Source organism: Kitasatospora sp. NPDC056651, assembly GCF_042792155.1.
GTDB lineage: Bacteria > Actinomycetota > Actinomycetes > Streptomycetales > Streptomycetaceae > Kitasatospora.
Genome location: NZ_JBHTWX010000056.1, coordinates 15,437 through 41,567, shown reverse-complemented (window position 1 = coordinate 41,567; position 26,131 = coordinate 15,437). Strand labels below are relative to the sequence as shown.

At 75.8% G+C, this 26,131-nt stretch carries 26 protein-coding genes; 10 read left to right on the top strand and 16 right to left on the bottom strand.

The window, feature by feature from the left end; all coding sequences use genetic code 11:
• Nucleotides 1–100 precede the first annotated feature (100 nt).
• From ACFRAR_RS22050 to ACFRAR_RS22030, 5 genes are all read right to left on the bottom strand, one after another.
• Nucleotides 101–868: an SDR family NAD(P)-dependent oxidoreductase gene (locus ACFRAR_RS22050; RefSeq protein ID WP_380699826.1), complete on the bottom strand. Its 768-nt coding sequence runs from the start codon at nt 866–868 to the stop codon at nt 101–103.
• A gap of 324 nt (nt 869–1,192) precedes the next feature.
• Nucleotides 1,193–1,933, bottom strand: coding sequence for a transglycosylase family protein (locus ACFRAR_RS22045; protein WP_380699825.1), 741 nt, complete (start codon nt 1,931–1,933; stop codon nt 1,193–1,195).
• 554 nt (nt 1,934–2,487) lie between these two features.
• The gene (locus tag ACFRAR_RS22040; RefSeq protein ID WP_380699839.1) at nt 2,488–3,156 is read right to left on the bottom strand and encodes a response regulator; all 669 of its coding nucleotides are present in this window, start codon (nt 3,154–3,156) and stop codon (nt 2,488–2,490) included.
• Nucleotides 3,157–3,296: 140 nt separating this feature from the next.
• A complete protein-coding gene (locus ACFRAR_RS22035; RefSeq protein WP_380699824.1) occupies nt 3,297–4,964 on the bottom strand; it encodes a sensor histidine kinase in 1,668 nt (555 codons plus the stop codon).
• A 103-nt stretch (nt 4,965–5,067) separates the two neighbouring features.
• Nucleotides 5,068–7,599 (bottom strand): SpoIIE family protein phosphatase, encoded by a 2,532-nt coding sequence (locus ACFRAR_RS22030; RefSeq protein ID WP_380699823.1) that lies wholly within the window; start codon nt 7,597–7,599, stop codon nt 5,068–5,070.
• Nucleotides 7,600–7,693: 94 nt separating this feature from the next.
• Between ACFRAR_RS22030 and ACFRAR_RS22025 the strand changes: the two genes are divergently transcribed.
• Nucleotides 7,694–8,026, top strand: coding sequence for a DUF4326 domain-containing protein (locus ACFRAR_RS22025; RefSeq protein WP_380699821.1), 333 nt, complete (start codon nt 7,694–7,696; stop codon nt 8,024–8,026).
• Between the two features lie 9 nt (nt 8,027–8,035).
• On the opposite strand, the gene ACFRAR_RS22020 is transcribed toward ACFRAR_RS22025, so the two are convergent.
• Nucleotides 8,036–8,602, bottom strand: coding sequence for a Uma2 family endonuclease (locus ACFRAR_RS22020; protein ID WP_380699820.1), 567 nt, complete (start codon nt 8,600–8,602; stop codon nt 8,036–8,038).
• 162 nt (nt 8,603–8,764) lie between these two features.
• On the opposite strand from ACFRAR_RS22020, the gene ACFRAR_RS22015 reads away from it, so the two are divergent.
• Both ACFRAR_RS22015 and ACFRAR_RS22010 read left to right on the top strand, forming a co-directional pair.
• On the top strand, nt 8,765–10,075 hold the full coding sequence (locus tag ACFRAR_RS22015) for a PQQ-binding-like beta-propeller repeat protein (RefSeq protein ID WP_380699819.1): 1,311 nt from the start codon (nt 8,765–8,767) through the stop codon (nt 10,073–10,075).
• Between the two features lie 50 nt (nt 10,076–10,125).
• Complete coding sequence (locus ACFRAR_RS22010; RefSeq protein WP_380699818.1) at nt 10,126–10,761, top strand: uridine kinase; 636 nt, start codon at nt 10,126–10,128, stop codon at nt 10,759–10,761.
• Here ACFRAR_RS22010 and ACFRAR_RS22005 read toward each other — a convergent pair.
• Both ACFRAR_RS22005 and ACFRAR_RS22000 read right to left on the bottom strand, forming a co-directional pair.
• Entirely contained in the window at nt 10,709–11,557 is an 849-nt protein-coding gene (locus ACFRAR_RS22005; RefSeq protein ID WP_380699817.1) for a DNA-formamidopyrimidine glycosylase family protein, read from the bottom strand. The genes ACFRAR_RS22010 and ACFRAR_RS22005 overlap by 53 nt on opposite strands.
• Before the next feature lie 77 nt (nt 11,558–11,634).
• The gene (locus ACFRAR_RS22000; protein ID WP_380699816.1) at nt 11,635–12,096 is read right to left on the bottom strand and encodes a universal stress protein; all 462 of its coding nucleotides are present in this window, start codon (nt 12,094–12,096) and stop codon (nt 11,635–11,637) included.
• Nucleotides 12,097–12,238: 142 nt separating this feature from the next.
• Here ACFRAR_RS22000 and ACFRAR_RS21995 point away from each other — a divergent pair, with 142 nt between their 5' ends.
• On the top strand, nt 12,239–12,625 hold the full coding sequence (locus ACFRAR_RS21995; protein WP_380699815.1) for a hypothetical protein: 387 nt from the start codon (nt 12,239–12,241) through the stop codon (nt 12,623–12,625).
• Between the two features lie 37 nt (nt 12,626–12,662).
• Here the strand turns inward: ACFRAR_RS21995 and ACFRAR_RS21990 are convergent, their stop codons facing one another.
• The 3 genes from ACFRAR_RS21990 to ACFRAR_RS21980 all read right to left on the bottom strand — a co-directional run bounded on the left by ACFRAR_RS21990 (nt 12,663) and on the right by ACFRAR_RS21980 (nt 15,445).
• Nucleotides 12,663–13,637: a zinc metalloprotease gene (locus ACFRAR_RS21990; RefSeq protein WP_380699814.1), complete on the bottom strand. Its 975-nt coding sequence runs from the start codon at nt 13,635–13,637 to the stop codon at nt 12,663–12,665.
• 97 nt (nt 13,638–13,734) lie between these two features.
• Nucleotides 13,735–14,400 (bottom strand): AAA family ATPase, encoded by a 666-nt coding sequence (locus tag ACFRAR_RS21985; RefSeq protein ID WP_380699813.1) that lies wholly within the window; start codon nt 14,398–14,400, stop codon nt 13,735–13,737.
• A gap of 118 nt (nt 14,401–14,518) precedes the next feature.
• Nucleotides 14,519–15,445, bottom strand: a complete 927-nt coding sequence (locus tag ACFRAR_RS21980; protein ID WP_380699812.1) for an LLM class F420-dependent oxidoreductase — start codon at nt 15,443–15,445, stop codon at nt 14,519–14,521.
• Between the two features lie 150 nt (nt 15,446–15,595).
• On the opposite strand from ACFRAR_RS21980, the gene ACFRAR_RS21975 reads away from it, so the two are divergent.
• The gene (locus ACFRAR_RS21975) at nt 15,596–15,949 is read left to right on the top strand and encodes a DUF6401 family natural product biosynthesis protein (protein ID WP_380699811.1); all 354 of its coding nucleotides are present in this window, start codon (nt 15,596–15,598) and stop codon (nt 15,947–15,949) included.
• Between the two features lie 10 nt (nt 15,950–15,959).
• Here the strand turns inward: ACFRAR_RS21975 and ACFRAR_RS21970 are convergent, their stop codons facing one another.
• The gene (locus tag ACFRAR_RS21970; RefSeq protein ID WP_380699810.1) at nt 15,960–16,766 is read right to left on the bottom strand and encodes a hypothetical protein; all 807 of its coding nucleotides are present in this window, start codon (nt 16,764–16,766) and stop codon (nt 15,960–15,962) included.
• 226 nt (nt 16,767–16,992) lie between these two features.
• On the opposite strand from ACFRAR_RS21970, the gene ACFRAR_RS21965 reads away from it, so the two are divergent.
• Nucleotides 16,993–17,760, top strand: coding sequence for an alpha/beta hydrolase (locus tag ACFRAR_RS21965; RefSeq protein WP_380699809.1), 768 nt, complete (start codon nt 16,993–16,995; stop codon nt 17,758–17,760).
• Nucleotides 17,761–18,017: 257 nt separating this feature from the next.
• Entirely contained in the window at nt 18,018–18,686 is a 669-nt protein-coding gene (locus tag ACFRAR_RS21960) for a hypothetical protein (protein ID WP_380699808.1), read from the top strand.
• 84 nt (nt 18,687–18,770) lie between these two features.
• Here ACFRAR_RS21960 and uppS read toward each other — a convergent pair whose 3' ends face one another.
• The 4 genes from uppS to ACFRAR_RS21940 all read right to left on the bottom strand — a co-directional run bounded on the left by uppS (nt 18,771) and on the right by ACFRAR_RS21940 (nt 23,093).
• A complete protein-coding gene (gene uppS / locus ACFRAR_RS21955) occupies nt 18,771–20,468 on the bottom strand; it encodes a polyprenyl diphosphate synthase (RefSeq protein WP_380699807.1) in 1,698 nt (565 codons plus the stop codon).
• Nucleotides 20,469–20,616: 148 nt separating this feature from the next.
• Nucleotides 20,617–20,754 (bottom strand): hypothetical protein, encoded by a 138-nt coding sequence (locus tag ACFRAR_RS21950; protein ID WP_380699806.1) that lies wholly within the window; start codon nt 20,752–20,754, stop codon nt 20,617–20,619.
• 165 nt (nt 20,755–20,919) lie between these two features.
• Entirely contained in the window at nt 20,920–22,380 is a 1,461-nt protein-coding gene (locus tag ACFRAR_RS21945; protein WP_380699805.1) for a sensor histidine kinase, read from the bottom strand.
• The gene (locus tag ACFRAR_RS21940; RefSeq protein WP_380699804.1) at nt 22,377–23,093 is read right to left on the bottom strand and encodes a response regulator transcription factor; all 717 of its coding nucleotides are present in this window, start codon (nt 23,091–23,093) and stop codon (nt 22,377–22,379) included. Before ACFRAR_RS21940 ends, ACFRAR_RS21945 begins: the two co-directional genes overlap by 4 nt.
• Nucleotides 23,094–23,332: 239 nt before the next feature.
• Here ACFRAR_RS21940 and ACFRAR_RS21935 point away from each other — a divergent pair, with 239 nt between their 5' ends.
• From ACFRAR_RS21935 to ACFRAR_RS21925, 3 genes are read left to right on the top strand one after another with little or no spacing between them, the layout of a single operon-like run.
• Nucleotides 23,333–24,712: a ferric reductase-like transmembrane domain-containing protein gene (locus ACFRAR_RS21935; protein WP_380699803.1), complete on the top strand. Its 1,380-nt coding sequence runs from the start codon at nt 23,333–23,335 to the stop codon at nt 24,710–24,712.
• 41 nt (nt 24,713–24,753) lie between these two features.
• The gene (locus ACFRAR_RS21930) at nt 24,754–25,296 is read left to right on the top strand and encodes an FMN-binding protein (RefSeq protein WP_380699802.1); all 543 of its coding nucleotides are present in this window, start codon (nt 24,754–24,756) and stop codon (nt 25,294–25,296) included.
• Nucleotides 25,297–25,302: 6 nt separating this feature from the next.
• Nucleotides 25,303–26,079 carry an FAD:protein FMN transferase gene (locus ACFRAR_RS21925; protein WP_380699801.1) on the top strand — a complete coding sequence of 259 codons (777 nt, stop codon included), beginning with the start codon at nt 25,303–25,305 and terminating at the stop codon, nt 26,077–26,079.
• Nucleotides 26,080–26,131 lie beyond the last annotated feature (52 nt).

Sequence of the window (26,131 nt, the reverse complement as noted above, 5' to 3'; positions counted from 1 at the left end):
ACCCCTCGCGCCCGGGCCCCCCGCCGGCCCCGGCCTCGCTACCGCCCGCGCCCCCCCCCCCCCCGCCCACGACACCGCACCCGGCGTGCGCCGGGGCGGCTCAGGCGGCGAATCCGCCGTCCACCGCGAGCTCGGCGCCGCTGACGTACCGCCCGCCCTCGCCCACCAGGTAGGAGACCGCGGCCGCCACCTCCGCGGCGGTGCCGAAGCGGCCGAGCGCGGTGAGCTCGCTCTGGATCTCCGCCGAGGGGCCGCCGGCCGGGTTCATGTCGGTGTCGATCGGCCCCGGGTGGACCAGGTTGGCGGTGATCCCGCGCGGCCCGAGCTCCCGGGCCAGCGCCTTGTTCAGACCGATCAGCGCCGCCTTGCTGGCCGCGTACAGCGTGGTGCCGGGGAAGGCCACGCGCTGGGCGACGCAGCTGCCGATGGTGACGATCCGCCCGCCCTCGGCCAGGTGCGCGGAGGCCGCCCGGGCGTACAGGAAGGGCGCCCGGACGTTCACCTCCAGCACCCGGTCGACGTCCTCCAGGGTGAGGTCGCCGATCGGGCCGAGGACGCCGACCCCGGCGTTGTTCACCAGGACGTCCAGCCGCCCGAACCGCTCCACGGCCGCCGTGACCGCGTCCTGCACCGCCTGCGGGTCGGCGCTGTCCGCCCGGACCGCCCAGCCGGTGCGCCCCAGCGAGGTGATCTTCGCGGCGACCGCCTCGGCCCGCTGCGCGCCGCCCTGGTAGGTCAGCACCACGTCGGCGCCGTCCTCGGCCAGCCGCAGCGCGACCGCCTCCCCGATCCCCCGGCTGCCGCCGGTCACCAGGGCCACCTTGCCGTCGAGCCCGCCCAGGCCGTCGCGCACCGTCGAACCGTTCATCGTCATCTCTCCAGAACCCCTCGTTCCGATCTCGGACATGACTCGATCCTGCCCCTGGGCGTTTCAAACCTCCGGCGGCATTCGGACATTGCGTTCAACGTTCAACCACACCTCGGACCGCTTCCGCACCCCGGCGCGCGCACGGCGCGGCCTCCCGCCCGCCGCCCCGGGACGCGCCGGAGCGGCCGCCCCCTGCGCGGGGCGGCCGCTCGGCCGGTCACGGCGGTGTGCTGCCCGTCAGCCGACTCCGATCGGCCGGTTCCTGGCCGGCCGCCTCCCGGTCGGACGGTCCGGGCGGACGGGTCCTGGTCGGACGGGTCCTGGTCAGACCGTCAGCGTCTGGCCCGGGAAGATCAGGTCCGGGTCGTCGCCGATGGTGCCCACGTTGTTCCGGTAGAGGCTGTCGGTGTCGGTGCCGAACTTGGCCGCGATGTCGCTCAGGGTGTCGCCGCTCCTGACGGTGTAGCCACCGGCGGCGGTGTTCGTCGGCGCCACCGGGGCGGACTGCGCCGGCTTGGCCGAGGGACGGCCCTCGGACGCCTGCCGCGCGGCCACGGGCGCGGCGGCGGGCTTGGCGGAGGGCTTGGCGGCGGGCTTGGCCGCCCTGGTGGCCGGCTTGGCCGCCTTGGCCGCCGTGCCGCCCGAGGCGTCGACGGCCGCCGGAGCGCCGCCCCGGCCCAGTCCCGCCTTCTTCCCGCAGACCGGCCAGGCACCCGGCCCCTGCGAGGCGAGGACCTTCTCCGCGACGGCGATCTGCTGCGCCCTGGTCGCCTTGTGGGCCTGGGAGGCGTACGCGGTCCCGCCGTACGCGGCCCAGGTGGACGGGCTGAACTGCAGTCCGCCGTGGAAGCCGTTGCCGTTGCTGATGCTCCAGTTCCCGCCGCTCTCGCACTGGGCGACGGCGTCCCAGGTCGAGGCGGGAGCGGCGGAGGCCGAGGTGGCCGTGACGAGGCCGGTCACCGGCAGGGCCGCGACGGCGGCACCCGCGACGACCGCCATCCGCAGGCGGTGGCGCTTGCTGGTGGTGGTGTCGGTGGCAGCGGCGGTCTCGTGACGGAGATTCATACAGGTCCTCTCGACAAGCCCCGGGCGGGCATGCGGAACCAGGCCCGGGACATGGGCCGGCGGTCGTTTGCTCACCTCACTCGAGGGGCGGCCGGACACGTGTCGGACGTGCCGTGCCGCCCCGGTCACCTCCGCACGCCGACGGCCCGTTCGAGCCGGCTCGTCGACGGGCACCGCCCTCGCGCCGGGGGTCGGTCGGCGGGCAGTGCGTCGGGGTGAACCCGGGTGGCGCTCGTTGCGCCGCCAATGAAGCTAGGGGCATCACCCGGACGCAGCAAGCAATTCTTGGACGTCGCTGGTCAATTGACTGTTACCGGCGGTATCGATCACAAAATCATGCCCGATTTGAAGGCTTTTGACCGTATTTTCAAGATCATATGGTCAAAATCCGTGCCCTCGCTCACACCTCTCCATCCGAGAAAGCCGCCACACCATCCACGCTGAGAAATCGTCAGCTGACGTACCGTCACCGTCGCACCCGGAGTTCCCGGTTCCGCACCCCCGCCGAGTGGCATCCGTCACGCCCGGCACCCTAAGTGACCTGAACGGCACCCTCAGCGACGACCGTCCAGCTCCGCGTCCCGCGCCAGCAACGCCGCCTGGACCCGGTTCTCGCAGCCCAGCTTGGCCAGGATCCGGCTCACGTAGGTCTTCACCGTCGCCTCGCTCATGTGGATCCGGGCCCCCGCGTCGGCGTTGGACAGACCCTCCCCGAGCAGCTCCAGCACCTCCAGCTCCCGCGGGGTGAGCACCTCCAGCCGGCGCCGCGCCGCCACCGCGCGGGCGGCCAGCGAGGCGGTGCGCCCGGAGGCCAGCGAGTCGACGATGTGCCGGGTCGCCGCCGGCGAGAGGAAGGCGTTCCCACCCGCCGCAGCACGGACGGCCTGGATCAGCTCGTTCGGCGCGGTGTCCTTGAGCAGGAAGCCCGCGCCGCCCTCGGCCACGGCGCGCAGGACGTTCTCGCGCTCCCCGAAGGTGGTGAGGATCAACGCCCGCGCGCCGGGGGCGGCCTTCGCCAGCTCCCCGAGCGCCGTCAGACCGTCCATCACCGGCATCTGGATGTCCAGCAGCACCACGTCCACCCGGTGCGCCCGCGCGAGCTCCAGCGCCTCCCGGCCGTCAGCGGCCTCCGCCACCACCTCGATGTCGTCGGCCGAGCCGAGGATCATCCTGATGCCGGCCCGGATCAACGGCTCGTCGTCGGCGACGAGGACTCGGATCACGCTGGTCATTCCCCTCGAACGGTGCGTCGGCTGCGGCACCATCCTCACATTCCGGCGCAGCCGCCCCGCACCGCCCCCGTACCCGCGGCCCGGTCCTCCCGCCGAGCACCCGGCCGGACCACCCCGGCGCGCGCGGGCGCTCAGCCCCTGGCCACGTACTCCTGCTTGTCCACCAACACGCCGTCCCGGAAGCAGAACCGCGCCACGTGCTCCTCGTCCCAGCCGGACCCGGGCGCACCGCCCAGCACGTACCAGCGGCAGTGCGCGCCCGGCGGCACCTCGGGACCGGCCCCCTTGTAGGTGTCGGTGAAGAAGTCGTTGCCGCGCGGCAGGGTGCTCAGCACCTCGGCCTCGGCTGTGCCGACCCCGATCCGGTCGAACACCGGCTTCTGCACCATCGCGTCGCTGGTGCCCCGGACGACCGCGATCACCCCCCAGACCAGCAGGCCGAGCACGACCAGCGCGACCGCGACGACCCCGACCGCGCAGCCCGTCGCCGGGCTGCGGCGCCGGCGCCCCGCCTCCTCGGCGGGCGGCGGGCCGTCCAGGATCCAGTCCTCGGCCCCGTCCGCCGCGGCGGCCGTCCCCTCCTGTTCCGCCCCTTCGTAGGGGAGGACGGCCGCCAGCCGGAAGCCCTGCTCCGGCGTGGGCCCGGCGTGCACCATGCCGCCGACCAGCCGGGCGCGCTCCCGCAGGCCGGCCAGCCCCTGACCGCCGCTGACCACCGTCCCCGCGCCGGAGCGCGCGCCCACGAGCTCCGGCGTGCGCGTGTTGGTCACCTCCACCACCAGCGCGTCCGGCTCGTACCGGAGCGCGACGCCGATCGGTGCGCCGGGGGCGTGCTTGTGCGCGTTGGTGAGCGCCTCCTGGACGATCCGGTACGCCGCGTGGTCGACGGCGGCCGACAGCGGACGCCGCTCGCCCTCCACGCCGAAGGCGACCTCCGCGCCGGCCGCCCGGGAGGACTCCACCAGTCCCCCGACCCCGTCCACCCCGCCCCGGGCCGGTGTCCCGGCGCCCGTCCCGGTGCCGGGCGGCGACGCCGTCGACTCGTCGTGCAGCACCCCGACCACCTCGCGCAGCTCGCGCATCGCCGCGACCGCCGCATGCCGCAGCACCCCGACCGCCTCGCGCTGCCGGTCGCTGAGCGTCCGGTCCACCTCCAGCGCGCCGGAGTGCACCGAGATCAGCGCCAACTGGTGGCCCAGGCTGTCGTGCATGTCCTGGGCGATCCGGTGCCGTTCGCGCAGCCGCGCCTGGTGCACCACCATGACCCGCTCGCGCACCAGCTGCTCGTTGCGCTCGCGCAGCGCGTCCAGCAGGGCGCGACGCTGCGCCCGGTAGCGGCCGTAGAGCGCGGGCAGCACGGCGGACACCAGGAAGAAGCCGAGCGACAGCGGCAGGACCAGCTTCGGCGACAGCGAAGCGACGTCCTTCAGCACGCCCGACACGGTGAACAGCACCCAGCCCACGACGAAGGCGGCGACCAGCGACCAGACCCGGCGGATCCGCGCCCCGGCGGTCCAGCCCGCGCAGATCAGCAGCAGCATCGGCCCGCCCGACCAGCCGGCCAGGGTCGCGGCGACGAGCAGCACGGTGGCCGGCAACCCCTTGCGCAGCACCCACAGCACGGCGACGGCCACGCCGAAGGACAGGGCCAGGCCGCTGTCGAGGAGCACCTCCGACAGCGCCGCGAACCCGCCCATCAGCAGGGCGCCGAGCGCCTCGCCGACCACCCGGCGGGGCCGCCAGGGCCCCGGCAGTGCCGTCCGTACCGCCGTGTGCCAGGCCCGTGCGATCGCTTCCACCCGTCGAGACTATCGATCCGGCCGGGGCACCCGCCGTCCTCCTTCGTCGATGCCCGGCACCGACGAAAGTCGCCTGGTCGGCGCGGGTGCGGCCGGCGGGGTCTCAGCCGAGGGCGGTGAGCAGCAGCGCCACGTCGTCCACCCGGCGGGCCGAGCCGACCTCGCGCAGCAGCCGCTCGGCCGCCTGCTCCAGCCCCTCCCCCGCCGCGGCCCGGGCCAGCGCGGCGCGCAGCCGGTCCACGCCCTGGTCGATCGCCACCGCCGGGTCCTCCACCAGCCCGTCGGTGTACAGGGCGAGCACCGCTCCGCTGTCCAGCCGCAGGTCGCTGACCGGGTAGTCGGCCCGGTCGTCCACGCCGAGCAGCGGCCCGCCCGGGACGTACAGCGCCTCGGCCCGGCCGCAGGGGTGGCGCAGCACCGGCGGGAGGTGCCCGGCCCGGGCGATCCGGGCGAGGCCGGCGGCCGGGGTGAGCCGGACCAGGCAGCAGCTGGCGAGCAGCCCGGGGTCGAGGTCGAGCAGCAGCCGGTTGGTCCGGGCGAGCACCTCGCCGGGCGGTTCGCCGCCGGTGGCGAAGGCGCGCACGGCGCTGCGCAGCTGCCCCATCGCGGCGGCGGCGCCGACGCTGTGGCCCTCGACGTCGCCGATCACCAGGGTGACGTCCCCGCCGGTGACGATCGCGTCGTACCAGTCGCCGCCGATCTCCATGCCCTGGGTGCCGGGCAGGTAGCGGGCGGTGATCCGGATGCCGGGCACCTCGGGCAGCCGGTGCGGCAGCAGCCCCTGCTGCAGGCCGCGGGCCAGGGTGAACTCGGCGTCGTACAGCCGGGCGCGCTCCAGCGCCTGGGCGATGAAGCCGCCGAGGGCGGTGAGCAGACCGCGCTCCTCGACGGTGAACGGGCGCGGCCGTTCGAAGCCGACGATGCAGCTGCCGACCGGACGGCCGGAGGCGATCAGCGGCAGGAACGCCCAGGCGCCCATCTCGTCCAGGGCCAGGCCGGGGTAGGTGGCGGCGAGGTCGCGCACCGACTCGAAGAAGATCGGGGTGCCGGTGCGCAGCGTCTCCGAGCCGGGCACCCGGGCGTCGATCGACAGGCCTTCGAAGGCGTCCAGGAAGCCGGCCGGGTAGCCGGTCTGGGAGAGCAGGTGCAGGCGCTGCTCGCGCACCGCGTAGATGGCGAGCTCCTGGCCGCCGAAGGCCGGCAGGATCTCCTCGGTGACCGCCCGGCAGACGTCCCGCACGGTGACCGCCTCGGTGAGCGCGCTGGCCAGCTGGAGCAGGTGATGGGTGGCGCCGACCCCGGTGCGGGCGGCGGGTGGCGGCGGGGCGGGGAGCGGTTCGGCGGCGCCCGGCGGGGCCTCGGCCGCGACCACCCGGCCGGTGACGCCGTGGGCGTCCGGGTAGAGCGAGAAGGCGAGCCAGCCGTCCGGCGGGCGGGCGGCCAGGAAGGCGGTGGGCCGCTGGGAGAGCTGGGCGGCGCGGTAGCGGTTCTCGTAGAAGGGGTCGGCGAGCCAGGGCAGCGCCTCCCAGGGGTGGCGGCCGAGCAGGTCCTCGCGGCGGGCCCGGAGCAGTGGTTCGACGGCGCGGTTGGCGTAGCAGATCCGGCCGTCCGGATCGAGCGAGAACAGTCCTTCGGGCAGCCGCTCGACGGCGGCCGCGGCACCGGTCAGGCGCCGGACGTCCAGCACCGCGCCGACCAGGTGGGTGCGGGCCTCGGAGATCGCCGCCGGCACCCGGGCCCACAGTTCCACCGGGTACGGCAGGCCGTCCGGTCCGAGCACCCGGACCCGGGCGGCCAGCACCTCGCCGCGCTCCAGCGCGATCCGGGCGGCGGCCCGGAACTCCGGCAGGTCGCCCGGGGCGACCCGGCGGTTCAGTGCGGCCACCGTGCCGTCGAACTCGCCCGGGCCGAAGCCGAAGATCTCCCGGAAGCACGTGTCGGCGGCGAGCGCCCCGGTGGCGGTGTCCCAGTCGAACAGCCCGACCCTGGTGGTCGGCATCGACGACACCGGCACGTCGACCACGGACACCTCGCCGCCCGGTTCCACCGACCGCCCGGGCTCCGCCAGCCCGGCCAGTTCTCCGCCGAGCCGGGCGGCGACCTTGGCCAGCCGCCGGGCCGCCGGATCCGGCAGCCCCTCGTCCGAGGCCGGCCACAGCCCGGTCAGCACCCCGAACCGCTCCGCGCCGTGCGCCACCGGCACACAGGCGGAGGCGAAGTCGTACGGCAGTCCGACCGCGAGCTGCGGGAAGCGGCGCATGGTGTCCTCGGTGTCGGTGAGGGTGACCACCCGCCCGGTGCGGAAGCAGACCGCGACCGGCAGCGGCCCGGCCGCCGCCACCCGCCGGAACGGGCTCATCACCGCCAGCGGCACGCCCGCGATGGTGCGCAGCACCAGCGACCGGCGGTCCCGCGAGCGCAGGTACACCAGCGCGCCGTACGCCCCGGTGGACCCGAGCACCCGGCGCACGGCCCGCGCGAGGAACTCGTCGCGCCGCTGGTCCGCCTGCCCGGCCGTCTCCCGGACGGACCGGGGGAGCGCCCGGCCCGCCCGCGCGGCGGCGCCGGGCTCCGGCGGCCGGTCCGGGCGGGGCCGCGCCCCATCGGCCCCGCCGGTCGCGTGCGGATGGCGCATGTTCCCGTGCTACGCCCGGCCCCGGGCGGTGTCAAGGCGAGGGCGCGGCGGCCGCGGGCTGCTCCGCGGCCCGGATTGCCACAGCATGGAGGGCATGCCGAGCACTTCCCGACGCACCACCGTGGTCAACCTCAAGGGCCACCGCGACGACTCCGGGTACGGGGACGTCGTCTACGTCGGCCGGGCGATGCACCGCGGCGGCTGGCACCTCGCCGAGTCCCCGCTGCACTGCCCGTTCCACCCGGGGCCGGACCTGACCCGGGAGGAGATGGTCGTCGAGTACCGCGCCTACCTGCTCGACCGTCCCGACCTGCTCGCCCTCGTCCCGCCGCTGCGCGGCCACCGCCTCGGCTGCTGGTGCGCCCCGCTGCCCTGCCACGCCGACGTCCTCGCGGAGTTCGCGGACCACCCGCCGAAGCGGCACTGACCACCGCCGTCAGAGCCCGGAGAGGTCCACCGCCACCGGGTACGGCACCACGGCCTTGACCAGCCCGGTGAACAGCTCCCCGGCGCGGTAGCCGGCCCCGGCCTCGTCCAGCACGTAGGTGTGCACGATCGGCACCCGCCCGGTGGCCTGCTCGACCCGCCAGTAGAAGGGGATGCCCGCTTTGGCGTACTGGTCGAGCTTGACCACCCGGTCGGTGGTCTCGGAACCCGGCGAGACCACCTCGACCAGCAGCAGCACGTGGTCGGGTCTGGTCGGCGACTCGTCGATCGTGTCCGCGCGGTACACCACCACGTCCGGTCGGCGGTTGTTCAGCGGCACGTCCTGCAGCCGGACGTCGAAGTCGGTGTCGGCGTTCCATTCGGCGCCGCCGGCCTCGTCCAGGGCGTTCGCCAGGAACCGGGCGAGCCGGTCGTGCCGCTTGGAGGCACTCGGGGACACGACCACCATCGCGTCGACGATCTCGATGCCCGCGCACTGCTCATCGGTCCAGGAGTCGTACTGCTCGCTGGTGATCTGCCGGTGCATCCACTCGGGTGCGATCATCTCAGCCGTCACGGCGTACCTCCCCTGCGGTGCCGGGCGGTTCCGGTGCTGTGTGCCAGAGCCTAGTACGAGCCCTCGTACGGGCGTCGCGGGGCTCCGGATCGTTCGGGGGCTGTTCGATATCCTCCGGGCGGGTGGCGGCACGGGGCCGCCGGTGGGGGAAGCGAGAACCGCATGCAGTCGCCGTCGTCCGAGGGGCCCGTCCGGGAGAAGTCGTGGCAGTGGGACGCGGACGGCGGCGGGGCCTGCGAGGACGTGATCGCGGGCGGCGCCGAGCGGGGGCGGCCGAGCCGGCGCGGGCTGCTGATCGGGGCCGGGGTGCTCGCCGCGGGCGGAGCCGCCTGGGCGCTCGGCCGTTCGGGTGACAGCGGGGCGCTCCCCCGGCCCGCGCCGACCGGGCCGCCGCCGACCGCGCTGTCCGGCCCGACCCCGCTGTGGACCTACCGAGGCCCGGAGACGATGACCCCCGAGCGGCTGACCGCCATGCCGGGCCGCCCCGTCCACCTCTCCAGGAGCGGTCTCCAGCTCCTCGACCCGGCCACCGGCGCCCCCGGCCGCCTGCTGGTCTTCGACCCGCCGCCCGCCCGTGGCGGGCCGAGCGACCCCGCCCCGCTCGACAAGGTCGTGATCGGGCCCGACCACCTCTTCGCCGCCGTCCACGAGGGCCACCTGGAAGCGCGCCACCTCACCGACCCCGCCGCCGACTGGAGCCTGCCGCTGCCCGACGAGTTGCAGGGGCAGGTCAGCCTCGCCGGCTACGACCGCGGCGTCCTCTACGGCAGCTCCTGGGGCCGACCGCGGGCCGACCGCCCCCTGTCGGATCACCACCTGTTCGCGCTGCGGGTCGCCGACCGGTCCCTGCTCTGGACGGTCCGCACCGAACAGGACGAACGGCCCGTCACCCCCACGACGAACGTCGGAAGCCCCGTCCTCGTCTGCGTCCGCGTCTTCGGCGGCGGCACCGAGCTGGTGGCCCGGGACGCCGCCACCGGCCGCGAGCTGTGGACCGCCCCCGGCGAGGAGGAGCTGCGCTGGTGCGTCCCCGGCGCGAACAGCATCTACGTCCCCGACGGCAACGGCGGCGTGCGCATGCTGCGCCCCACCGGCGAGACGGGCTGGACCCACTCCCCCGCCCGGGGGGAGTCCTGGCGGGCACTGCCGCCCGTCGAGGACGGACCCCGGGTGCTCGTCCTGCGCGACCAGGGCACCGTCACCGGCCACGACGCGTGGTCCGGCGGGCAGGTCTGGTCCTGCCGGCTGCCGGACCCGCTGGACCGCCGCAGCCGTCCGGTGGTCGCCGACGGCACGCTGTACGTCCCCGGCCCGGCGGCCGGCGGGGTCAGCGCGATCCACACCACGGCCGGCCAACCGGGCCCGACCTTCCGCGACTCCGGCCCGGGCAAGGACGTCTGGACGGTCGCCGCCGACCGGGACCGCCTCTACCTCGGCCACGACGACGTCCTGCACGCCCTCCCGCTGCGCTGAGCACCCCGAAGAGAGCCGCGAAGGAAGCCACGAGACGGCAGGATGGCCCGATGCAGGTACGCCCGATCTCCCCCGACAACCTGGCCGAGCTGCTCGCCGACCGCGTCGCCGCCCTGCCCGGCGCCGGCGGGCGCCACCTGCGGGTGGCCGTGGACGGCGCGGCGGCCGCCCGCCCCGAGGTGCTCGCCGACGCCCTGGTGGAGCCGCTGCGGCTGCGAGGCCACCCGACGCTGCGGGTCTCGGCGGCGGACTTCCTGCGCCCGGCGTCGATCCGGCTGGAGTACGGCCACCACGACGCGGACGCCTTCCACGACCTCTGGCTGGACGACGGCGCCCTGATGCGCGAGGTCCTCGACCCGCTGGAGCCGGGCGGCAGCGGCCGCGTCCTGTCCTCCCTGCGCGACCCGGTCACCGACCGTTCGACCCGCGCCCCGTACACCGAACTCCCGCCCGGCGGCGTGCTGTTGCTGGACGGCGCGCTGCTGCTCGGGCGATGGCTGCCGCTGGAACTGACCGTCCACCTGGCGCTCGGCCCGGCCGCGCTGGCCCGCCGCACCCCGGCCGACCAGCAGTGGACGCTGCCCGCCTTCGCCCGCTACGCGGCGGAGACCGGCCCCGCCGAGGCCGCCGACGTCACCGTCCGGGTGGACGACCCGCGCCACCCCGCGCTGGTCGAACACCCCTGAGGTCCGGGGCCGGGCCGCGCTGGCAGTACGGGCACCAGAACACCGCCCGGTCGCGCGGCGGCTCGCCCTGGCGCCCGGTCACCACGGGGGTGACGCAGCGCGGGCAGGGCCGCCCGGCCCGGCCGTAGACCCAGTGCCGGTAGCCGGGCCGGGTGTCGCCGGTGGTGATGTGCCCGGGGCGCAGCTTGTTGGCCTCCAGCATCTGCCGGGCCCGCTCCACCAGCCGGTCGGGGTGCGGGAGTTCGCCGACCTCGGTCCACGGCGTCACGCCCGCGACGAAGCACAGTTCGTTGGCGTAGACGTTGCCGATCCCGGCCAGGTTGCGCTGGTCGAGCAGGGCCTCGACGAGCGGGCGGCCCGGGTGGGCGAGGAGCCGGCGGACGGCCTCGACCGGGTCCCAGTCGGGGCCGAGCAGGTCGGGGCCGAGGTGGCCGACGATCCGCCGTTCGTCGGCGGTGCGCAGCAGTTCGACGACGGGCAGCCGGTAGCCGACGGCGGCGCCCCGGTCGGTCGCGAGGACGGCGCGGATCTGCCAGGCGGGGCCGCCGGTCCACTGCTCGCCGGTGCGGTAGACCTCCCAGCGGCCGTCCATCCGCAGGTGGGTGTGCAGGGTGAGGCCGCCTTCGAAGCGGGCGAGCAGGTGCTTGCCGCGCGGGGCCACCTCCAGCACCCGGCGGCCGGCGAGGTCGGCGGTGGCGTGCGCGGGCACCCGCAGGTCGGCGCCGATCAGCAGCTGTCCGGCGAGGGCCTCGTGCAGGTGGGCCGCCACGCGGTAGACGGAGTCACCTTCTGGCATGTCTCCATTCTGGTCCGTGTGGCGGCCGGGCGCGGCGGCGGCCCCGGCGCAGTGCTCCGGGGCCGCCGTCGCCTCGACTACTTCGGCTGTTCCGCGTCGCCGTGGGCCTCGCGCACGACGACCACGGGGCAGGGCGCGTGCTCGGTGAGGTGGCGGCTGACCGAGCCGAGCAGCACGCCGGAGAAGCCGCCCAGGCCGCGGCTGCCGACGACGAGCAGCGCGGCGCCCTTGGCGGCTTCCAGCAGCACGCGGGCGGCGTTGCCGGGCGTCACGCTCTCGGTGATCCGCACGCCCGCGTCGTCACCGGCCACCTTGACGACGGTGTCGGTGAGGGTCTTCCCGGCGATCTCCTCGGGGTTGAAGGTCTCGACGGTCGGCACGCCCTGTCCGGCCCAGCCGTAGAAGGCCGGGTACTCCCAGGCGGCGATGGCGTGGACCGTCCCGCCGACGGCCCGCGCGTAGTCGATCGCCCAGCTCAGCGCCTGCTCCGAGGCGGGCGAGCCGTCCACACCGACGACGATCCGGGGATTCGCACTCATGGCTTGCTCCTTGCTCCTGATCGGTACCGACCCTCAGAACATAGATCAAATCGGACAAACGATCGGTATCTGCCACGCCGGGAGGCCCCCGTCGCATTCAATTCCTGTGCGACCGGCGCCCCGGAGCTGGGAGACTGCCCGGATGCCGAGCAAACCCCGCCGCCGTACCGGCGGCTTCGCCGAGGTCCTGGCCGCCCTGCCGCCGAAGGAGGAGGCGGGTGAGCGCTGGGACCTGCACGACCCGGTCGCCTCGGGCGGCTTCGTGGACGCCGGGGGCTGCTACTGGCGGCTGGCCCGCGGGCCGGTGGACCGGCGGCTGGCCAAGCGGCTCGCGGCCGAGGCGGAGGAGATGACGCTGGGCCTGTGGGGCCGGCTGGAGGAGACCTCCCCGGGCCACTTCGTGCCGGCCCTGCTCACGCCCGAGGAACGCCCGGCCGCCTGGCTGGAAGCCACCGCCCTGGAGTACCTGGCGTACGAGTTCCGCGCCTCCGGCGGCCGGCGGCTGCTCTGTCTGGTCGTCTTCTGCTGAGCCCCCGACGCCCCGGCGACGCCTCCCGGGTGTGACCTCAACTTCGGTAGGCCGCCCAGATGTTGGCCATCCGCTGGGCCTGCCCCGGGGTGAACTGGGTCATGCAGGAGTCGTAGCTGTAGTCCATGAAGTTGTGGATCGGGTCCAGCCCCGGGCCGGAGCAGGTGTGCCGGCCCTCCGGGCAGCCGGAGGCGGCGGTGCGCTCGGGCGGGGTGTCGTCCACGTAGTCGCCCGGCGCCCGGCAGCCGTTCTGGAAGGTGTGGAAGAGGCCGAGCCAGTGGCCGATCTCGTGGGTCGCGGTGTTGCCCTCGTCGTAGTGGGTGGCTCCGCCGCCCGGCAGGGAGGCGTCCAGCACCACCACGCCGTCCTGGACCGGATCCGCCCGGTACGCGTTCGGGAAGGTCGACCAGCCGAGCAGGGAGTCGCCGAGCAGGGCCGTGTAGAGGTTGAGGGCGCCCTGGTCGCCCTTGCGCAGGGCGGTCTTCATCTGCTGCTCGGCGGCCGAGCCGGGGGTCATGCCGGTGTACCAGGAGGCGTTGTCGGTCCAGTCGGTGCCGACCAGTTCGAAGTGGAACCCACTCGGGGTGTTGCCCTCGCCCTGGCCGCCGTAGCTCGCGTTGAGGTGGTCGATCTGGGCGGTGACGGCGCTCTGGTCCAGCCGCCCGTCGCCACCGGAGTGGATCACGTGGAAGTAGACCGGGACGGTGGTCGGGGTGAGGGCCCGGGTCCGCGCGGCACCGAGCTCGCCGAGCCGCGCTTCGAGGTCGGCCTGCATCGCCCGGGCCTCCTCGGCGCTCACCTCGTTCGGGTCCCGCCCCGCCGGGCCGCCGGCCGGCAGCCGGGCCGCGGCGTCCGCCGCGCCGGCGCCGTCCTCGCACGCGGCCGGCGGAGCAACGACGGCACGGTGCGCGGGCGGTGCGGCGAACTGGCTCAGTCCGGCCGCGGCGACCAGCGCGGCGGCGCAGGGGAACAGGCGGGGGGCACGCGGGCGCACCCGGGCAGTACGGCGCATCTGCGCTCCTGTCGGCGGGAGTTGACGGAGTCTCGGCCGCGCCCCGGGCCTGCTCCGGCCGGACCCGCCGGTGGCGCCCGGCGCGGACTCGCCGAGACTACGACGCGGTGAAGTCGATCTCCCGCAGGGCGCGCGCGGCGGCCCGGTCGAGTACCACGGCCGACGCACAGCCGGCCGGCAGCCGTCCGGCCTCCAGGGTCCGGCGGCGCAGCCGGGCCACCACCGCCCGGTGCCGGGCGAAGGCGTAGCGCGAGACGCCGCGACCGCGCCGCCGCTGCCCGTCCAGCGCCTCGGCCGGATCGGCGTCGAGCAGCAGCAGGTGCACCCGGCGGCCCTGCCGGGCGGCGGCCCGGACCAGCCCGCGCCGCACCCAGGGCTGGGTCCCGCAGTCGTGGACGGCGAGCGGGCCGCCGTCCAGCACGGCCCGGCGCAGCCGCCGGTAGTGGGCCAGCCGGGCGAGCGGCCGGTAGAACACGTACGGCAGGCGGCCGGGCAGCCGGGCCGCGTACTGCTCGCGGACCGACTGGGAGTCGATCAGCGGGGCGCGGACGCAGCGCCGCATCAGGGTGCTCTTGCCGCTGCCGGGCAGGCCGGTGACGACCAGCAGGTCCCCGGCCGGGTACCGCAGCACGGCCGGCCCGGGGCCGCGCAGCTCGTACCGGGCGGGCGGGTCCTGCGACACGGACAGCACGCCGTGCTCCCCGGCGGGGCGCGGCGGCGGCACCCGTGGCACCGCCGCCGGCACCGCTCTCGTCCCGCGCACCCGGCCTCCCCCGCCGTTTCCCGCCGCCGTCCCGTCCCCCCTCCTGGAGCATGGCGCAATCCCAAGAGCGAGTAAAGGGCGGAGCTCGGAGCCGGTACGGACGACCCGGCGCCGGGCGTCAGCCGAGCTGCGGGGCGACCCGGGAGGCGATCAGCTCCAGGTGGTCCAGGTCGTCCAGGTCGAGGATCTGGAGGTAGATCCGCTGGCTGCCGACCGCCGCGTACCGGCCGATCTTCTCCACCACCTCGTCCGGGGTGCCGGCCAGGCCGTTCTCCTTCAACTCCGCCACCTCGCGGCCGATCACGGCGGCCCGGCGGGCCACCTCGGCGTCGTCCCGGCCGACGCAGGCCACCAGGGCGTTGGAGTAGACCAGGTCGTCGGCCGCACGCCCGGCGGCCTCGACGGCGGCGCGGACCCGACCGAACTGGGCGGCCGTGACGTCCGTCGGGGCGAACGGCAGGTTGAACTCGTCGGCGAAGCGGGCGGCCAGGGCCGGGGTGCGCCGGGGGCCGTAGCCGCCGACCAGCACCGGCACGTGCTCCTGGGCGGGCTTGGGCAGCGCGGGCGAGTCGGTCAGCGTGTAGTACTCGCCGGCGAAGTCGAAGGTGTCGCCGAGCTTGGTGTTCCACAGCCCGGTGATGATCGCCAGCTGCTCCTCCAGCCGCCCGAACTTCTCCTTCGGGAAGGGGATGCCGTAGGCGGCGTGCTCGGCCTCGTACCAGCCGGCGCCGAGGCCGAACTCGACCCGGCCGCCGCTCATCGCGTCCACCTGGGCGACCTGGATCGCGGTGACACCCGGCAGCCGGAAGGTGGCGGCCGTCATCAGGGTGCCCAGGCGGATGGTGCTGGTGTCCCGGGCGAGGCCGGCCAGCGTGATCCAGGCGTCGGTGGGCCCCGGCAGCCCGGAGGCGTCACCCATCTTCAGGTAGTGGTCGGACCGGAAGAACGCGCTGAAGGCGCCGAGCTGCTCGGCGGTGCGGGCGACCTCGAGGAGCGTCTCGTAGCTCGCGCCCTGCTGGGGTTCGGTGAAGATGCGGAGATCCATGCCGGCCATTGTGATACGGACCACCCGGTGGGCGCAGCGGATCCGCCGGACCACGGAGCGTTCCCGGCGGGCGCGCGAGGTGGCCAAGGTCTCAGCACGGAAGCGTCACGGGCGTCCGTTCCCGCCCCGGGGCTCGCCTACGGTGGACGGATGTTCGCGACCTCCGACGATTCCTTCCGGCGCTCTCCCGACGAGCCGGCGGGCTGTCCGCTGCCCGGCATCGTGACGGCCTTCACGCCCCGGCTGGCCGAGTTCGCCTTCGAGCCCGGCTTCGTCGCGGCGGTCGACCAGCACACGGCGATGCTGCGGGAGCTGCTGTACGCGCAGGGACCGGAGCTCGCGCCCCGGCCCCTGGACCGTGAGGAGTTGTCGGACTACGCGCTGGGCTTCCTGGACGCGCTCGCCGAGATCGGCTGGCGGGAGCCGGTCGGCCACGACTACGCCGTGCTCCGGCTCACCGCCATCTGCTGGCTGGTGCGCGAACAGGGCCTGCTGGAGGTGTGAGCTCCCGGGGTCACCGGGGCTCGTCGCCCTCGATGCCCTGGACGGGCGGGTTGCCCGGGCCGGTCTGGGTGGTCGGCCGGACCGGCTGGTTGGACAGCACGTCGGAACGTCCGGCCTGGTAGGCGTTGCCACGGAGCCGGGCCGTCTCCCGCTCGGCGCCGTCCAGCCACCGCTCCCAGCGCTGGCGCATCGGCAGGATCAGGCCGCCGCCGACACCGACCACCAGCACGCCGACGATGGCGGCGAGCGCGGCGATCAGCACCGGCCCGGTGATCGCGGTGGCGATCCCGGCCTGGCCCAGTGCGGCGATCACGCCGAGGCCGACGATGAACGCCCAGACCAGGGTCGAGACCGTCCGGCCGTAGGAGGCCCCGGAGAGCGAGCTGCCCACGATGTCGCGCACGCCGTTGGCGATGGCCATCGCGACCACCACGATCACGACGGCGACGATGCCCCGCGGCAGCCAGGCGACGATGCTGTGGATCATCGTGCTGATCGGGTTCGGGCCGAAGACGCCGAACGCCAGCTGCAGGGCCATCAGCAGGACGATGTAGTAGACGACCTTGGAAATGATGCCGGTCATGTCGTACTTGGAACCGGACAGGCGGGCGGCCATCCCGGAGCGCTCCGCGACCCGCTCCGAACCGAGTCGTCTCAGCACCCGGTCGAGGACCTTGGCGATCGCCTTGGACACGAACCAACCGACGACCAGGATCGCCAGGAAGGCGATGAACTGCGGGATGAACTTGGCGATCTTCGCCCAGGCCTCCGTGAAGCCCGATCCGAAGTCGACGGACAGTGCGAGCTGCTGAGCCACGGCGTCCTCCACTCGATGACACGGCACCACGAGCGGGCACCGCGGGCCCCCCACTTCGTGGATAGCAGGCACCCGGTCCGGCCGCGCGCGCCCGGTGTCCGGGATGCTCCCCTCGGGTGAACCCCGCGGCGGTCCGCACGCGTACAGTGGCGGTCCGGGGACGGGCCACGGGGCGGGGCGGGGCGGACGGGGCGGGGCGGGGCGGGGCGGACAGGACGGTGCGACGGTGACCGGTACGACGACGAACAGCACGACGGCGGGGCATCCGGTGGACCACCGGGCGCCGCACTGGCGGGTCCGCCCCGAGGCGGCGCGGGCCGCCGTCCTGGTGCTGCACGGCGGCGAGGAGCACAACCTCGCCCGGCCCGGGCGCCTCAACCTCCCGCTGCTGCGGATGCACGGCTTCCTGCGCGGCCTGACCAGGGCGACCGCGGACGCCGGGATCGCCGTCGCCACCGTCCGCTACCGCCACCGCGGCTGGAACGGCGAGCGGGCCGACGCCGCCCGGGACGCGACCGCCGCGCTCGACGAGCTGACCGCGCTGCTCGGACCGGTGCCGACCGTCCTGATCGGCCACTCGATGGGCGGCCGCGCCGCGCTCCAGGCCGGCGGGCACCCGTCCGTCACCGGCCTGGTCGCCCTCGCGCCGTGGTGCCCCGTCGAGGACCCGTGCGACCAACTCGCCGGACGCACCGTCCTGATGCTGCACGGCGACCGCGACACCGTCACCCCGCCCGCCGAGACCCGTGCCTTCGCCGCCCGCAGCCGCGCCGCGGGCGCCCGGGTCTGCGGCTACACCGTCACCGGCAGCGGCCACGCCATGCTCCAGCGCATCCCCGACTGGCACCGCGCCACCACCCGCCTCACCACCGCCCTCCTCGGCCTCCACCCCCTCCCCGACGAGACCGCCTCCGCTCTCGCCCTCCCGCCCGCCTCCCCCGAGGCCCTCACCCTTCCGCTCCCGCCCCAGCCCCGCCGGGCGCCGGGCCGCTGAGGGAGGCACACGACCCGGGGCGTCCGGCCGGCCCGCCGGGCCGCCCGCCCTCCGGACGGGGCACCCTGTCGCCGGACCTGACACCCGGCGGGCGGCGGTCCCCGGGGGCTCATGGGCCCCGACGAACAACCCGGGACGACTCCGCGCTCCCCCCACACGGGTGGTTTCGCCCGCCCGGCCGCCGTCGAAGACGGTCGGTGGACGGATGATCCGTCCCAGGGCCGTGCCGGACGGCCCGGGAAGGACGGTTCGGAACGATGAGCACGACGCGACGGTCGCTGCTGGGCGCGGCACTGGCCACCCCGCTGCTGGGGTGGCTCACTGGGACCGCGGCCGGTGCCGTTGACGGCGGCACCGACCGCTCCGGAAGGCTGGGCACCCTCACCGACGGCTGGGTGGAGGTGCGCTGGACACCCGAGGCGCAGGCGCAACTGGACCGCTTCCAGGCGATGGTGGACGTCGTCGCCCCGGCGCGCGTGGTGCTGGACCGCCGGGGACCGGCCGTACGCCTGCCGATCCGCTCGGCCACCGGCGACCCGTCCCTCGCGAACCCGCCGAAGGTGCACGGTGACGGGGCACTGGACGGCGGGGTCTCGGTCCGGACGTCCAAGGGTGTCTACCGAGTGGTGAACGTGGCCGGCGCGATCAAGGACAGCCTCGCCTCCGGCCGGTGCGAGGTCAGCGGGGCGGAGATGGGGCACCGCTCGGCCTTCCACTGCGGCCTGACGGAGGGGAAGCTGACGGCCGAGCCGGTGCCGGCCGGGCAACCGATGAAGGTCCGGCTCAGCGGGGTGCCGCTGCGCCCCACCCAGCAGGCGGTGGACGCGTACACCGCGAACTACGGCGCGCACCCGGTCACCGTGGACACGGTGCTGGCGTACGTCACGGCCCAGGGGACGTACACGCCTCCGCCGGCCGAGCAGTGAGAAGCAGTAGCAGTAGAGCAGCAGGAGCAGCAGCCGCGGCCGGGGCCTGAAGGTCCGCCGGGGCCGTCAGGGCTGCGGGGGCCGTCAGGGCTGCCAGGGCTCGCGGAGCCCGCGGGACTGGGCGGGCACCGCGCCGCCGAAGCGCCGCTCACGGGCCGCGTAGGCGCGGACGGCTCCGCGCAGCCGGGCCAGGTCGTAGTCGGGCCACGGCGTCGGGTCGAACAGCAGCTCGGCGTAGGCGAGGTGCCAGGGCAGGAAGTTGCTGATCCGCTGCTCCCCGGAGGTGCGGATCAGCAGGTCGACGTCCGGCAGGTCCGGGGCGTACAGACGCCGGGCGAGGTCGGCCGGGCCGATCGCCTCCGGGCGGATCTCGCCGGCCACCGCCGCCGCGGCCAACGCCCGTGCGGCGGCGGCCAGCTCCTCCCGGCCGCCGTAGTCCACACAGACCGTCAGGGTCAGTGTGCCGTTGTTGGACGTCAGGCTCTCCACCAGCGCGATCGCGGAGGCGAGCGACTCGTCCACCCGGTCCCGCCTGCCGCACCAGCGGATCCGCACGCCGAGCGCGTGCAGGCCCTCCGCGCTGCGGGCGATGCCGTCGGCCATGGAGTCGAACAGCGCGGCCAGCTCCCCGGACGGCCGGTCCCAGTTCTCGGTGGAGAACGCGTAGAGGCTCAGGTGCCGGACACCCAGCCGCAGCGCCGCGTTGACCAGGCGCAGCGCGGCCCGCTGCCCGGCCTGGTGGCCCTGCTCGGCGGGCAGCCGCCGGGCCTCGGCCCAGCGGCGGTTGCCGTCCATGATCACGGCGACATGGGCGGGCGTCCCGGCGGCCGGCGGGGCGGGGCGGGCGCGGCGGTGGGGGGTGGTGCCGTCGGAGCTCAGCGGGGTGAGGCCCTCGGTCAGGACGCGCGAGCGCAGCAGGGCCACCTCGTCGTGCTGGAGCTGGGCGCCGAGCAGCATGGCGTGCAGGAACGGGCGGCAGTCGGGGGCGGCGAGCCAGGTGGCGGGCAGGGCCTGGTCCAGCAGGTCGTGCAGCTGGTCCCGCTGGCTCTCGACCAGTTCGTCCAGGGCGGTCTGCCGGGCGGTCTGCCGGGCGGCATCGTGGCCGGGGACGGTCAGGCCGGGGACGGTCAGGCCGGGGACGGTCAGGCCGAGCCGGCGCAGGTCCTCCCGCGGCAGGTAGCAGCGGCCGGCCGCGAGGTCGGGCGGGAGGCTCGCCAGGAGGTCGGCCAGCTGCCAGGCCTCCCCCAACGCGGACAGCGCCCCCGCCGCCCGCGGGCCCGGCGCACCCAGCAGCGGCGCCCACAGCTCGGTGATCGCCCCCGCGACGCCCCGCAGGTGACGGCGCTGGTCGGCGCGGGTCTCGAAGGCGGGCGGGCGGGCACCGTCGGCCCGGGTGGCGTCCAGGTGCTCCTCGACCAGCGCGGGGTCCAGCTCCCAGCGGCGCGCGGTGTCCACGAACGCCCGGCGCAGCGGGTGCTCACTGTGACCGGCCGCCAGCTCGGCCAGGGTGTCGGCCCGCCAGCGGGCGAACCGGTGCCCCCGGTCGACGGCGGCATCCGCGGCGGCGTCGACCGCACCGCCGTCGCCCTCGTCGGCGATCCGGCCGGACCGGGAGGCGAAGGCGCTGACGGCGTGGAGGCACGGCCGCACCTCGGGCGGCAGCAGGTCGCTGATCCCCCGCAGCAGCGGGAGATGGCCCGCCACCTCCCGCTCGCAGAGCCGGTACGACTCCCGCAGCTCCGGCGGGCCGTCCACGCCCGCCGCCGCCTGGTTCCCCGCCATGCCCGTACCCCGCCTCCGCCGACACCGTGCGCCTCGTGGTCAACGAGGCGGGCGCGGATCGGTGGCGATCCGGGAGCGGGGGGCCGGGGTTCCCAGCGGTCTTCGGCGGCTCCCGGCGGCTCCCGGCGGCTCCCGGCGGCTCCCGGCCTCAGCCGAGGTCGGCCGGGGTCTCCACCACCACGCCGTACAGGTCGCCGATCGTCGTGAGCGCGCCGCGGTGGACCTGGGCGGCGGTGAGCTCGGTGCCCGCCGACTCCAGCGGCCGGGTCGCGCAGGCGGCGGCCACCTGCTCGCCGCGGCCTGGGCATCACCCCGACCGACTACCGGCAGCGCTTCCGCACCGCCGGAGACGCGGCCACCGCGGGCACGACCACCGCAGGCGCGACCGCCGCGGGCACGACCACCGCAGGCGCGACCGCCGCGGGCGCGACCGCCGCGGGCACAGCAGCCGTCACGGCAGCCGGACGGTGAACTCCGTGCGGCCGGGCCGGCTGGCCACCGTCACCGCGCCGCCGTGTGCCCGGACGACGGCCCGGACGATCGCCAGGCCGAGCCCGGTCGAGCCGGTGGCGCGGGAGCGGGCCCGGTCGCCCCGGACGAAGCGCTCGAAGACCCGGTCGACGAGCTCGGGCGCGATCCCCGGTCCGTCGTCCGTGACGCTCAACTCGACCTGACCGTCCACCTGTCGGAGACTCAGCCCGACCTCGGTGCCGGGCGGGGTGTGGGTCCGGGCGTTGGCCAGCAGGTTGGCCGTCACCTGGCTCAGCCGGTGCTCGTCGCCGCGCACCAGCACCGGGTCCTCGGGCAGCACCAGCCGCCAGCGGTGCTCCGGCCCGGCGGCGCGGGCGTCGGCCACCGCGTTGAGGGCGATCCGGGTCAGGTCCACCTCCTCCGCGGCCAGCGGACGGCCGGCGTCCAACCGGGCGAGCAGCAGCAGGTCCTCGACGATCGCCCCCATCCGCACCGCCTCGGCGTCGATCCGCTCCAGCGAGTGCCGCACCGGTTCCGGCACCGGCCCGGGGTGGCGCAGCGCCAGTTCGGCGTGGCCCCGGACCGTCGCGACCGGTGTGCGCAGCTCGTGGCTGGCGTCGGCGGCGAAGCCGCGCAGCCGCTCCTCCACCGCGTGACGGCGGGCCAGCGCGTCGCCGACGTGCCCGAGCATCCGGTTGAGCGCGGCGCCGACCCGGCCGACCTCGGTGCGCGGGTCGTCGTCCGGCACGCGTTCGGCGAGCATCACCTCCCCGCTGGCGAGCGGCAGCGCGCCGACCCGCTCGGCCATGCCCACCACCCTCCGCAGCGGGCGCAGCGAGAAGCCGACCCAGACGGCCCCGGCCGCGCCGGCCGCGGCGACGGCGATCGCGAAGACGGTGAGCTCCAGGGTCTCCAGCCGGTCGACGGTGTCCTCGGCCGGACGCAGCGGCAGGCCGCTGACCAGCACGTCGCCGTCCCGTCCGGCGACCGCGCGGACCCGGTAGTGGCCCAGGGTCCGGCCGAGGTCGAGGGAGTGGGCCGGTCCGCCGACGGGCAGCGCGGCCAGCGCCCGCTGCTGGGCGGAGGTGAAGCCGACCCGGTCGTCCTCGTCGCCGGGGTCGTCCACGTCGTCGGCGTCCCCGTCGACCACGCCCGCGGCGGTGACCTTCCCGGCCAGCAGCCGCACCCCGAGGGTGCCGGGGGTCTGGGCCCGGGTGTCGGGGCCGGCGCCCTGGCCGGTGTGCTCCAGGCTCGCGGCATAGCGGCCGCCGGACTCGGCGAGCTGCTGGTCCAGGCGGTCGACCAGGAAGTGGCGCAGCGCCGCCGTGGTGGCGAAGCCGACGGCGGCGCAGGTGACCACGAGCAGCACCAGCAGGCCGGCGATCAGCCGGGCACGCAGGGTGCGGGGCAGCAGCCGGGCGTGCGGGACGCGGAGCCTCACGGCGCGGCCTTGATCAGGTATCCCGCGCCGCGCACCGTGTGGATCATCGGACTGCGGCCGGCGTCCACCTTCTTGCGCAGGTAGCTGATGTACAGCTCCACGATGTGCGCCTGTCCGCCGAAGTCGTACGACCAGACGGCGTCCAGGATCTGCGCCTTGCTGAGCACCTGCCGGGGGTGGCGCAGCAGGTGGGCGAGGAGCGCGTACTCGGTCGGACTGAGCTCGATCGTCTCCCCGCCCCGGGTGACCTCACGGGCCCGCTCGTCCAGGACGAGGTCGCCGAGCACCAGGGCGTGCGGGGGCGGCTGCCTGGTCGCGGCGGGCGGGGCGGCGCGGCGCAGCAGGCCGCGCAGCCGGACGACCACCTCGGCGAGGCTGAACGGCTTGGTCACGTAGTCGTCGCCGCCGGCCGCGATGCCCGCGATCCGCTCTTCGACGGCGTCCCGGGCGGTGAGGAACAGCACCCGCACCTCGGGCTGCTCGGCGTGGACACGGCGCAGCACCTCCAGGCCGTCGAGGTCCGGCAGCATCACGTCGAGCACCACGGCGTGCGGGCGCCAGGCCGCGGCGGCCTCGACGGCGGCCAGGCCGGTGGTCACGCCGCGTGCCTGCCAGCCCTCGTAGCGGACGGCCCCGCAGACCACCTCGACCAGGTCCGGCTCGTCGTCGACGACCAGGACCCGCCACTCCGGACGGTCGGCGGCGTCGTCCATGGATCATCTCCCTCGGGTCGGTGCAGGCATTGTTCATCCTGGCCGGTCCCGATGAGAAACCGGTGAGACCTCGGGAGCCGGTTCGTAGACCGCCCCATCGGCTTTGACCTGGGACGATGATGCCGCGGGCGACTGCCGTGGCGGCTCGGCTCTGAGTCGACTCAGAGCCGGCTCAGAGCTTGCGGTGCGATCGTGGGCGGCCTCGGCGGCACTCGCCGCCGGGGCTGAGGAGGTTCCCGATGAGCACTGCCGCCGCACCGACGTCGCGGCCCGGGCACCGGGCGGCACCCGACCGCCCCGGGCACCGGGCGGCGCCGCGTGCGCCGTTCGCCCTGGACCCGCGCGCGGCGCTCGTCCTGATCGCGGTGGGCGCGCTCGGCGTGCTCGCGCTCTGGTGGAAGGACACCCCCGCGGTGGTCGGTGCGGCCGGCTGGCTGACCGACGCGAGCCGGATCACCGGCCTGCTGGCCGGGTACGCCGCGCCGGTGCTGATCCTGCTGATGGCCCGGATGCCGCCGGTGGAGCGCGGGGTCGGCGCGGACCGGCTGGCCCGCTGGCACGCCTTCGGCGGGCGCTGGATGGTGGCGCTGGTCGCGGTGCACGTGCTCACGGTCACCTGGGGCTACGCGCTGACCGACGGGCGCGGGCTGATCGGCGAGGGCGTGGAGCTCGTCTTCCACTACCCCGAGATGCTCAAGGCCACCCTGGGCACCCTGCTGCTGTTCGGCACCGGCGCGGTCTCGGCCCGGATCGCCCGCCGCCGCCTCGCCCACGAGACCTGGTACTACCTGCACCTGGCGACCTACCTCGCGGTCGCGCTGGCCTTCTCCCACCAGCTGGTCACCGGCGCCGACCTGGCGGGCGGCCCCGGCCAGGCCGCCTGGTACGCGCTCTACTTCGGCACGGCGGCGCTGCTCGGCTGGTTCCGGCTGCTCCGGCCGTGGCTGCTCGACCGGCGCCACCGTCTGGAGGTCGCCGAGGTGCGGCCGGAGGGCCCCGGCGTGGTGTCGCTGTTCCTGACCGGGCGGCGGCTGGACGAGCTGGGCGCCGAGCCGGGCCAGTTCTTCCGGCTCCAGTTCCAGGCGCCCGGGCTGCGCTGGGCCGCCAACCCGTACTCGCTGTCCGCGCCGCCGCACCCCCGCTTCCTGCGCTTCACCGTCAAGGACCTCGGCGGGCACAGTGCCGCGGTGGCCGCCCTGCGCCCGGGGACCAGGGTGCGCGCCGAGGGCCCGTACGGGGCGTTCACCGGGCGGCGGCTGCGCCGGCGCCGGGTGCTGCTGCTCGGCGTGGGGGTCGGGATCACCCCGCTGCGCGCCCTGTTCGAGACGCTGCCGGGCGAGCTGACCCTGGTCCAGCGGGCCCGGCGACCGCAGGACGTACTGTTCCGCGTGGAGCTGGCCGAGGTCGCCCGGCGGCGCGGTGCGGCGGTGCACGAACTGCTCGGCTCGCGGGAGCAGGTCGGCGACCTCGGGGCCGCGCTGGCCCGGCTGGTCCCGGACCTCGCCGAGCACGAGGTGTACCTGTGCGGCCCTGACGCCCTGGCCCAGGAGGCCGTGCGGGCGCTGCGGGCGGCAGGGGTGCGGCCCGGCCGCATCCACCACGAGAGCTTTTCGTTCTGAGCCGGTCCGGCTCACCGAGCACCTGAGGAGCGTCGATTTCCATGCGCCGAGCCGTCGTCACCAGCGCCGCCACCGCGGCCGGGGTGGTGCTGCTGCTGTCCCTCAAGCCGCACGAGGCGGCCGGGCCCACGCCGGTGATCGGCTCGGGCCCGGGCTCCGGCTCCGGGCCCGCGGCCGGTTCCGGGTCGGGCTCCGGCTCCGCCGCCGGGTCCGGGTCCGACGTCTCGCAACCGTCGGCGGGCACCGCCGCCTCCCCCGGCCCGGCCGGCTCCCCGGCGCCGTCCGCGCCCGCCGCCGCCCCGGGCGCCACCCGGAAGGTCAGCGGCAACACCGTCAACACCCGCTACGGCCCGGTCCAGGTCCAGGTCACCCTGGCGGGGAGCCGGATCACCGCCGTGGACGTGGTCAAGTACCCGAACTCCGAGCGGCGCGACCGCGAGATCAACGGTTCCGCGCTGCCGATCCTCAACCAGGAGGCGATATCCGCCCAGAGCGCGCAGATCGACGTGGTCAGCGGCGCGACGTACACCAGCGACGGCTACGTCCGCTCGCTGCAGAGCGCCCTCGACCGGGCCAAGGGCTGAGGCGCCGTGCTCCGCCACGCCGAGCCCGTGATGGGGACGGTCTTCTCGGTCACCGTGCGCGACCCGGGCCCGGGCACCCCGGCCGTGGTGGAGCGGATCGCCGAGCGGCTGCACCGGCTCGACGCGGTGTTCTCCCCCTACCGGGCGGACAGCGACATCAGCCGCCTCGACCGGGGCGAACTCGACCTGGCCGACTGCGCGCCGGAGGTCCCCGCCGTCCTGGCGGCCTGCCGTGAGGTGGCCGCCGAGACCGACGGGTACTTCACCGAGCGGCCCGGCGGCCGGCTCGACCCCAGCGGCTGGGTCAAGGGCTGGGCGGTCGAGCGGGCGGCCGAGCTGCTGCGCTCCTCCGGCGCCCGGCAGTACTGCGTCAGCGGCGGTGGGGACGTGCAGACCGCCGGCGGGCCGTGGCGGATCGGCGTGGCCGACCCCCGCCGCCCCGGACTGCTGGCCGCCGTCCTGGCCGGCCACGGTCTCGCCGTGGCCACCTCGGGCACCGCCGAGCGCGGCGCGCACATCCTCGACCCGCACACCGGCCGCCCGGTCGACGGCCTGGCCTCGCTCACCCTGGTCGGCTCGCCTGGCACCGGCATCGCCCGCACCGACGCCTGGGCCACCGCCGCCTTCGCCATGGGCCCGGACCGCGCCCTCGCCTGGGCCGCCCGCCGGGCCGGCGTCGAGGCCTTGGCCGTGCTACCGGACGGCTCCAAGCGCTGGACGCCGGGGCTGCCCGGACACCTTCCGGCCAGCGGGCCGGCGGACTGGCGGGCCGCCGTCGGCTGAGCGGTCCCGTGCCGCCCCGGAACACCGGCCGTCCCGTCCCGGAACCGGCTGT

Bases quoted from the DNA above. Each gene is read 5' to 3' on its own strand.
- ACFRAR_RS22010 (WP_380699818.1), top strand. From the start codon at position 10,126: ATGCAGGTACGCCCGATCTCCCCCGACAACCTGGCCGAGCTGCTCGCC.
- uppS (WP_380699807.1), bottom strand. From the start codon at position 20,468: ATGGCGGGGAACCAGGCGGCGGCGGGCGTGGACGGCCCGCCGGAGCTG.
- ACFRAR_RS21995 (WP_380699815.1), top strand. From the start codon at position 12,239: ATGCCGAGCAAACCCCGCCGCCGTACCGGCGGCTTCGCCGAGGTCCTG.
- ACFRAR_RS22025 (WP_380699821.1), top strand. From the start codon at position 7,694: ATGCCGAGCACTTCCCGACGCACCACCGTGGTCAACCTCAAGGGCCAC.
- ACFRAR_RS21960 (WP_380699808.1), top strand. From the start codon at position 18,018: ATGAGCACGACGCGACGGTCGCTGCTGGGCGCGGCACTGGCCACCCCG.
- ACFRAR_RS22000 (WP_380699816.1), bottom strand. From the start codon at position 12,096: ATGAGTGCGAATCCCCGGATCGTCGTCGGTGTGGACGGCTCGCCCGCC.
- ACFRAR_RS21975 (WP_380699811.1), top strand. From the start codon at position 15,596: ATGTTCGCGACCTCCGACGATTCCTTCCGGCGCTCTCCCGACGAGCCG.
- ACFRAR_RS22045 (WP_380699825.1), bottom strand. From the start codon at position 1,933: ATGAATCTCCGTCACGAGACCGCCGCTGCCACCGACACCACCACCAGC.
- ACFRAR_RS22005 (WP_380699817.1), bottom strand. From the start codon at position 11,557: ATGCCAGAAGGTGACTCCGTCTACCGCGTGGCGGCCCACCTGCACGAG.
- ACFRAR_RS22015 (WP_380699819.1), top strand. From the start codon at position 8,765: ATGCAGTCGCCGTCGTCCGAGGGGCCCGTCCGGGAGAAGTCGTGGCAG.
- ACFRAR_RS21935 (WP_380699803.1), top strand. From the start codon at position 23,333: ATGAGCACTGCCGCCGCACCGACGTCGCGGCCCGGGCACCGGGCGGCA.
- ACFRAR_RS21930 (WP_380699802.1), top strand. From the start codon at position 24,754: ATGCGCCGAGCCGTCGTCACCAGCGCCGCCACCGCGGCCGGGGTGGTG.
- ACFRAR_RS22030 (WP_380699823.1), bottom strand. From the start codon at position 7,599: ATGCGCCATCCGCACGCGACCGGCGGGGCCGATGGGGCGCGGCCCCGC.
- ACFRAR_RS21980 (WP_380699812.1), bottom strand. From the start codon at position 15,445: ATGGATCTCCGCATCTTCACCGAACCCCAGCAGGGCGCGAGCTACGAG.
- ACFRAR_RS21990 (WP_380699814.1), bottom strand. From the start codon at position 13,637: ATGCGCCGTACTGCCCGGGTGCGCCCGCGTGCCCCCCGCCTGTTCCCC.
- ACFRAR_RS21940 (WP_380699804.1), bottom strand. From the start codon at position 23,093: ATGGACGACGCCGCCGACCGTCCGGAGTGGCGGGTCCTGGTCGTCGAC.
- ACFRAR_RS22050 (WP_380699826.1), bottom strand. From the start codon at position 868: ATGAACGGTTCGACGGTGCGCGACGGCCTGGGCGGGCTCGACGGCAAG.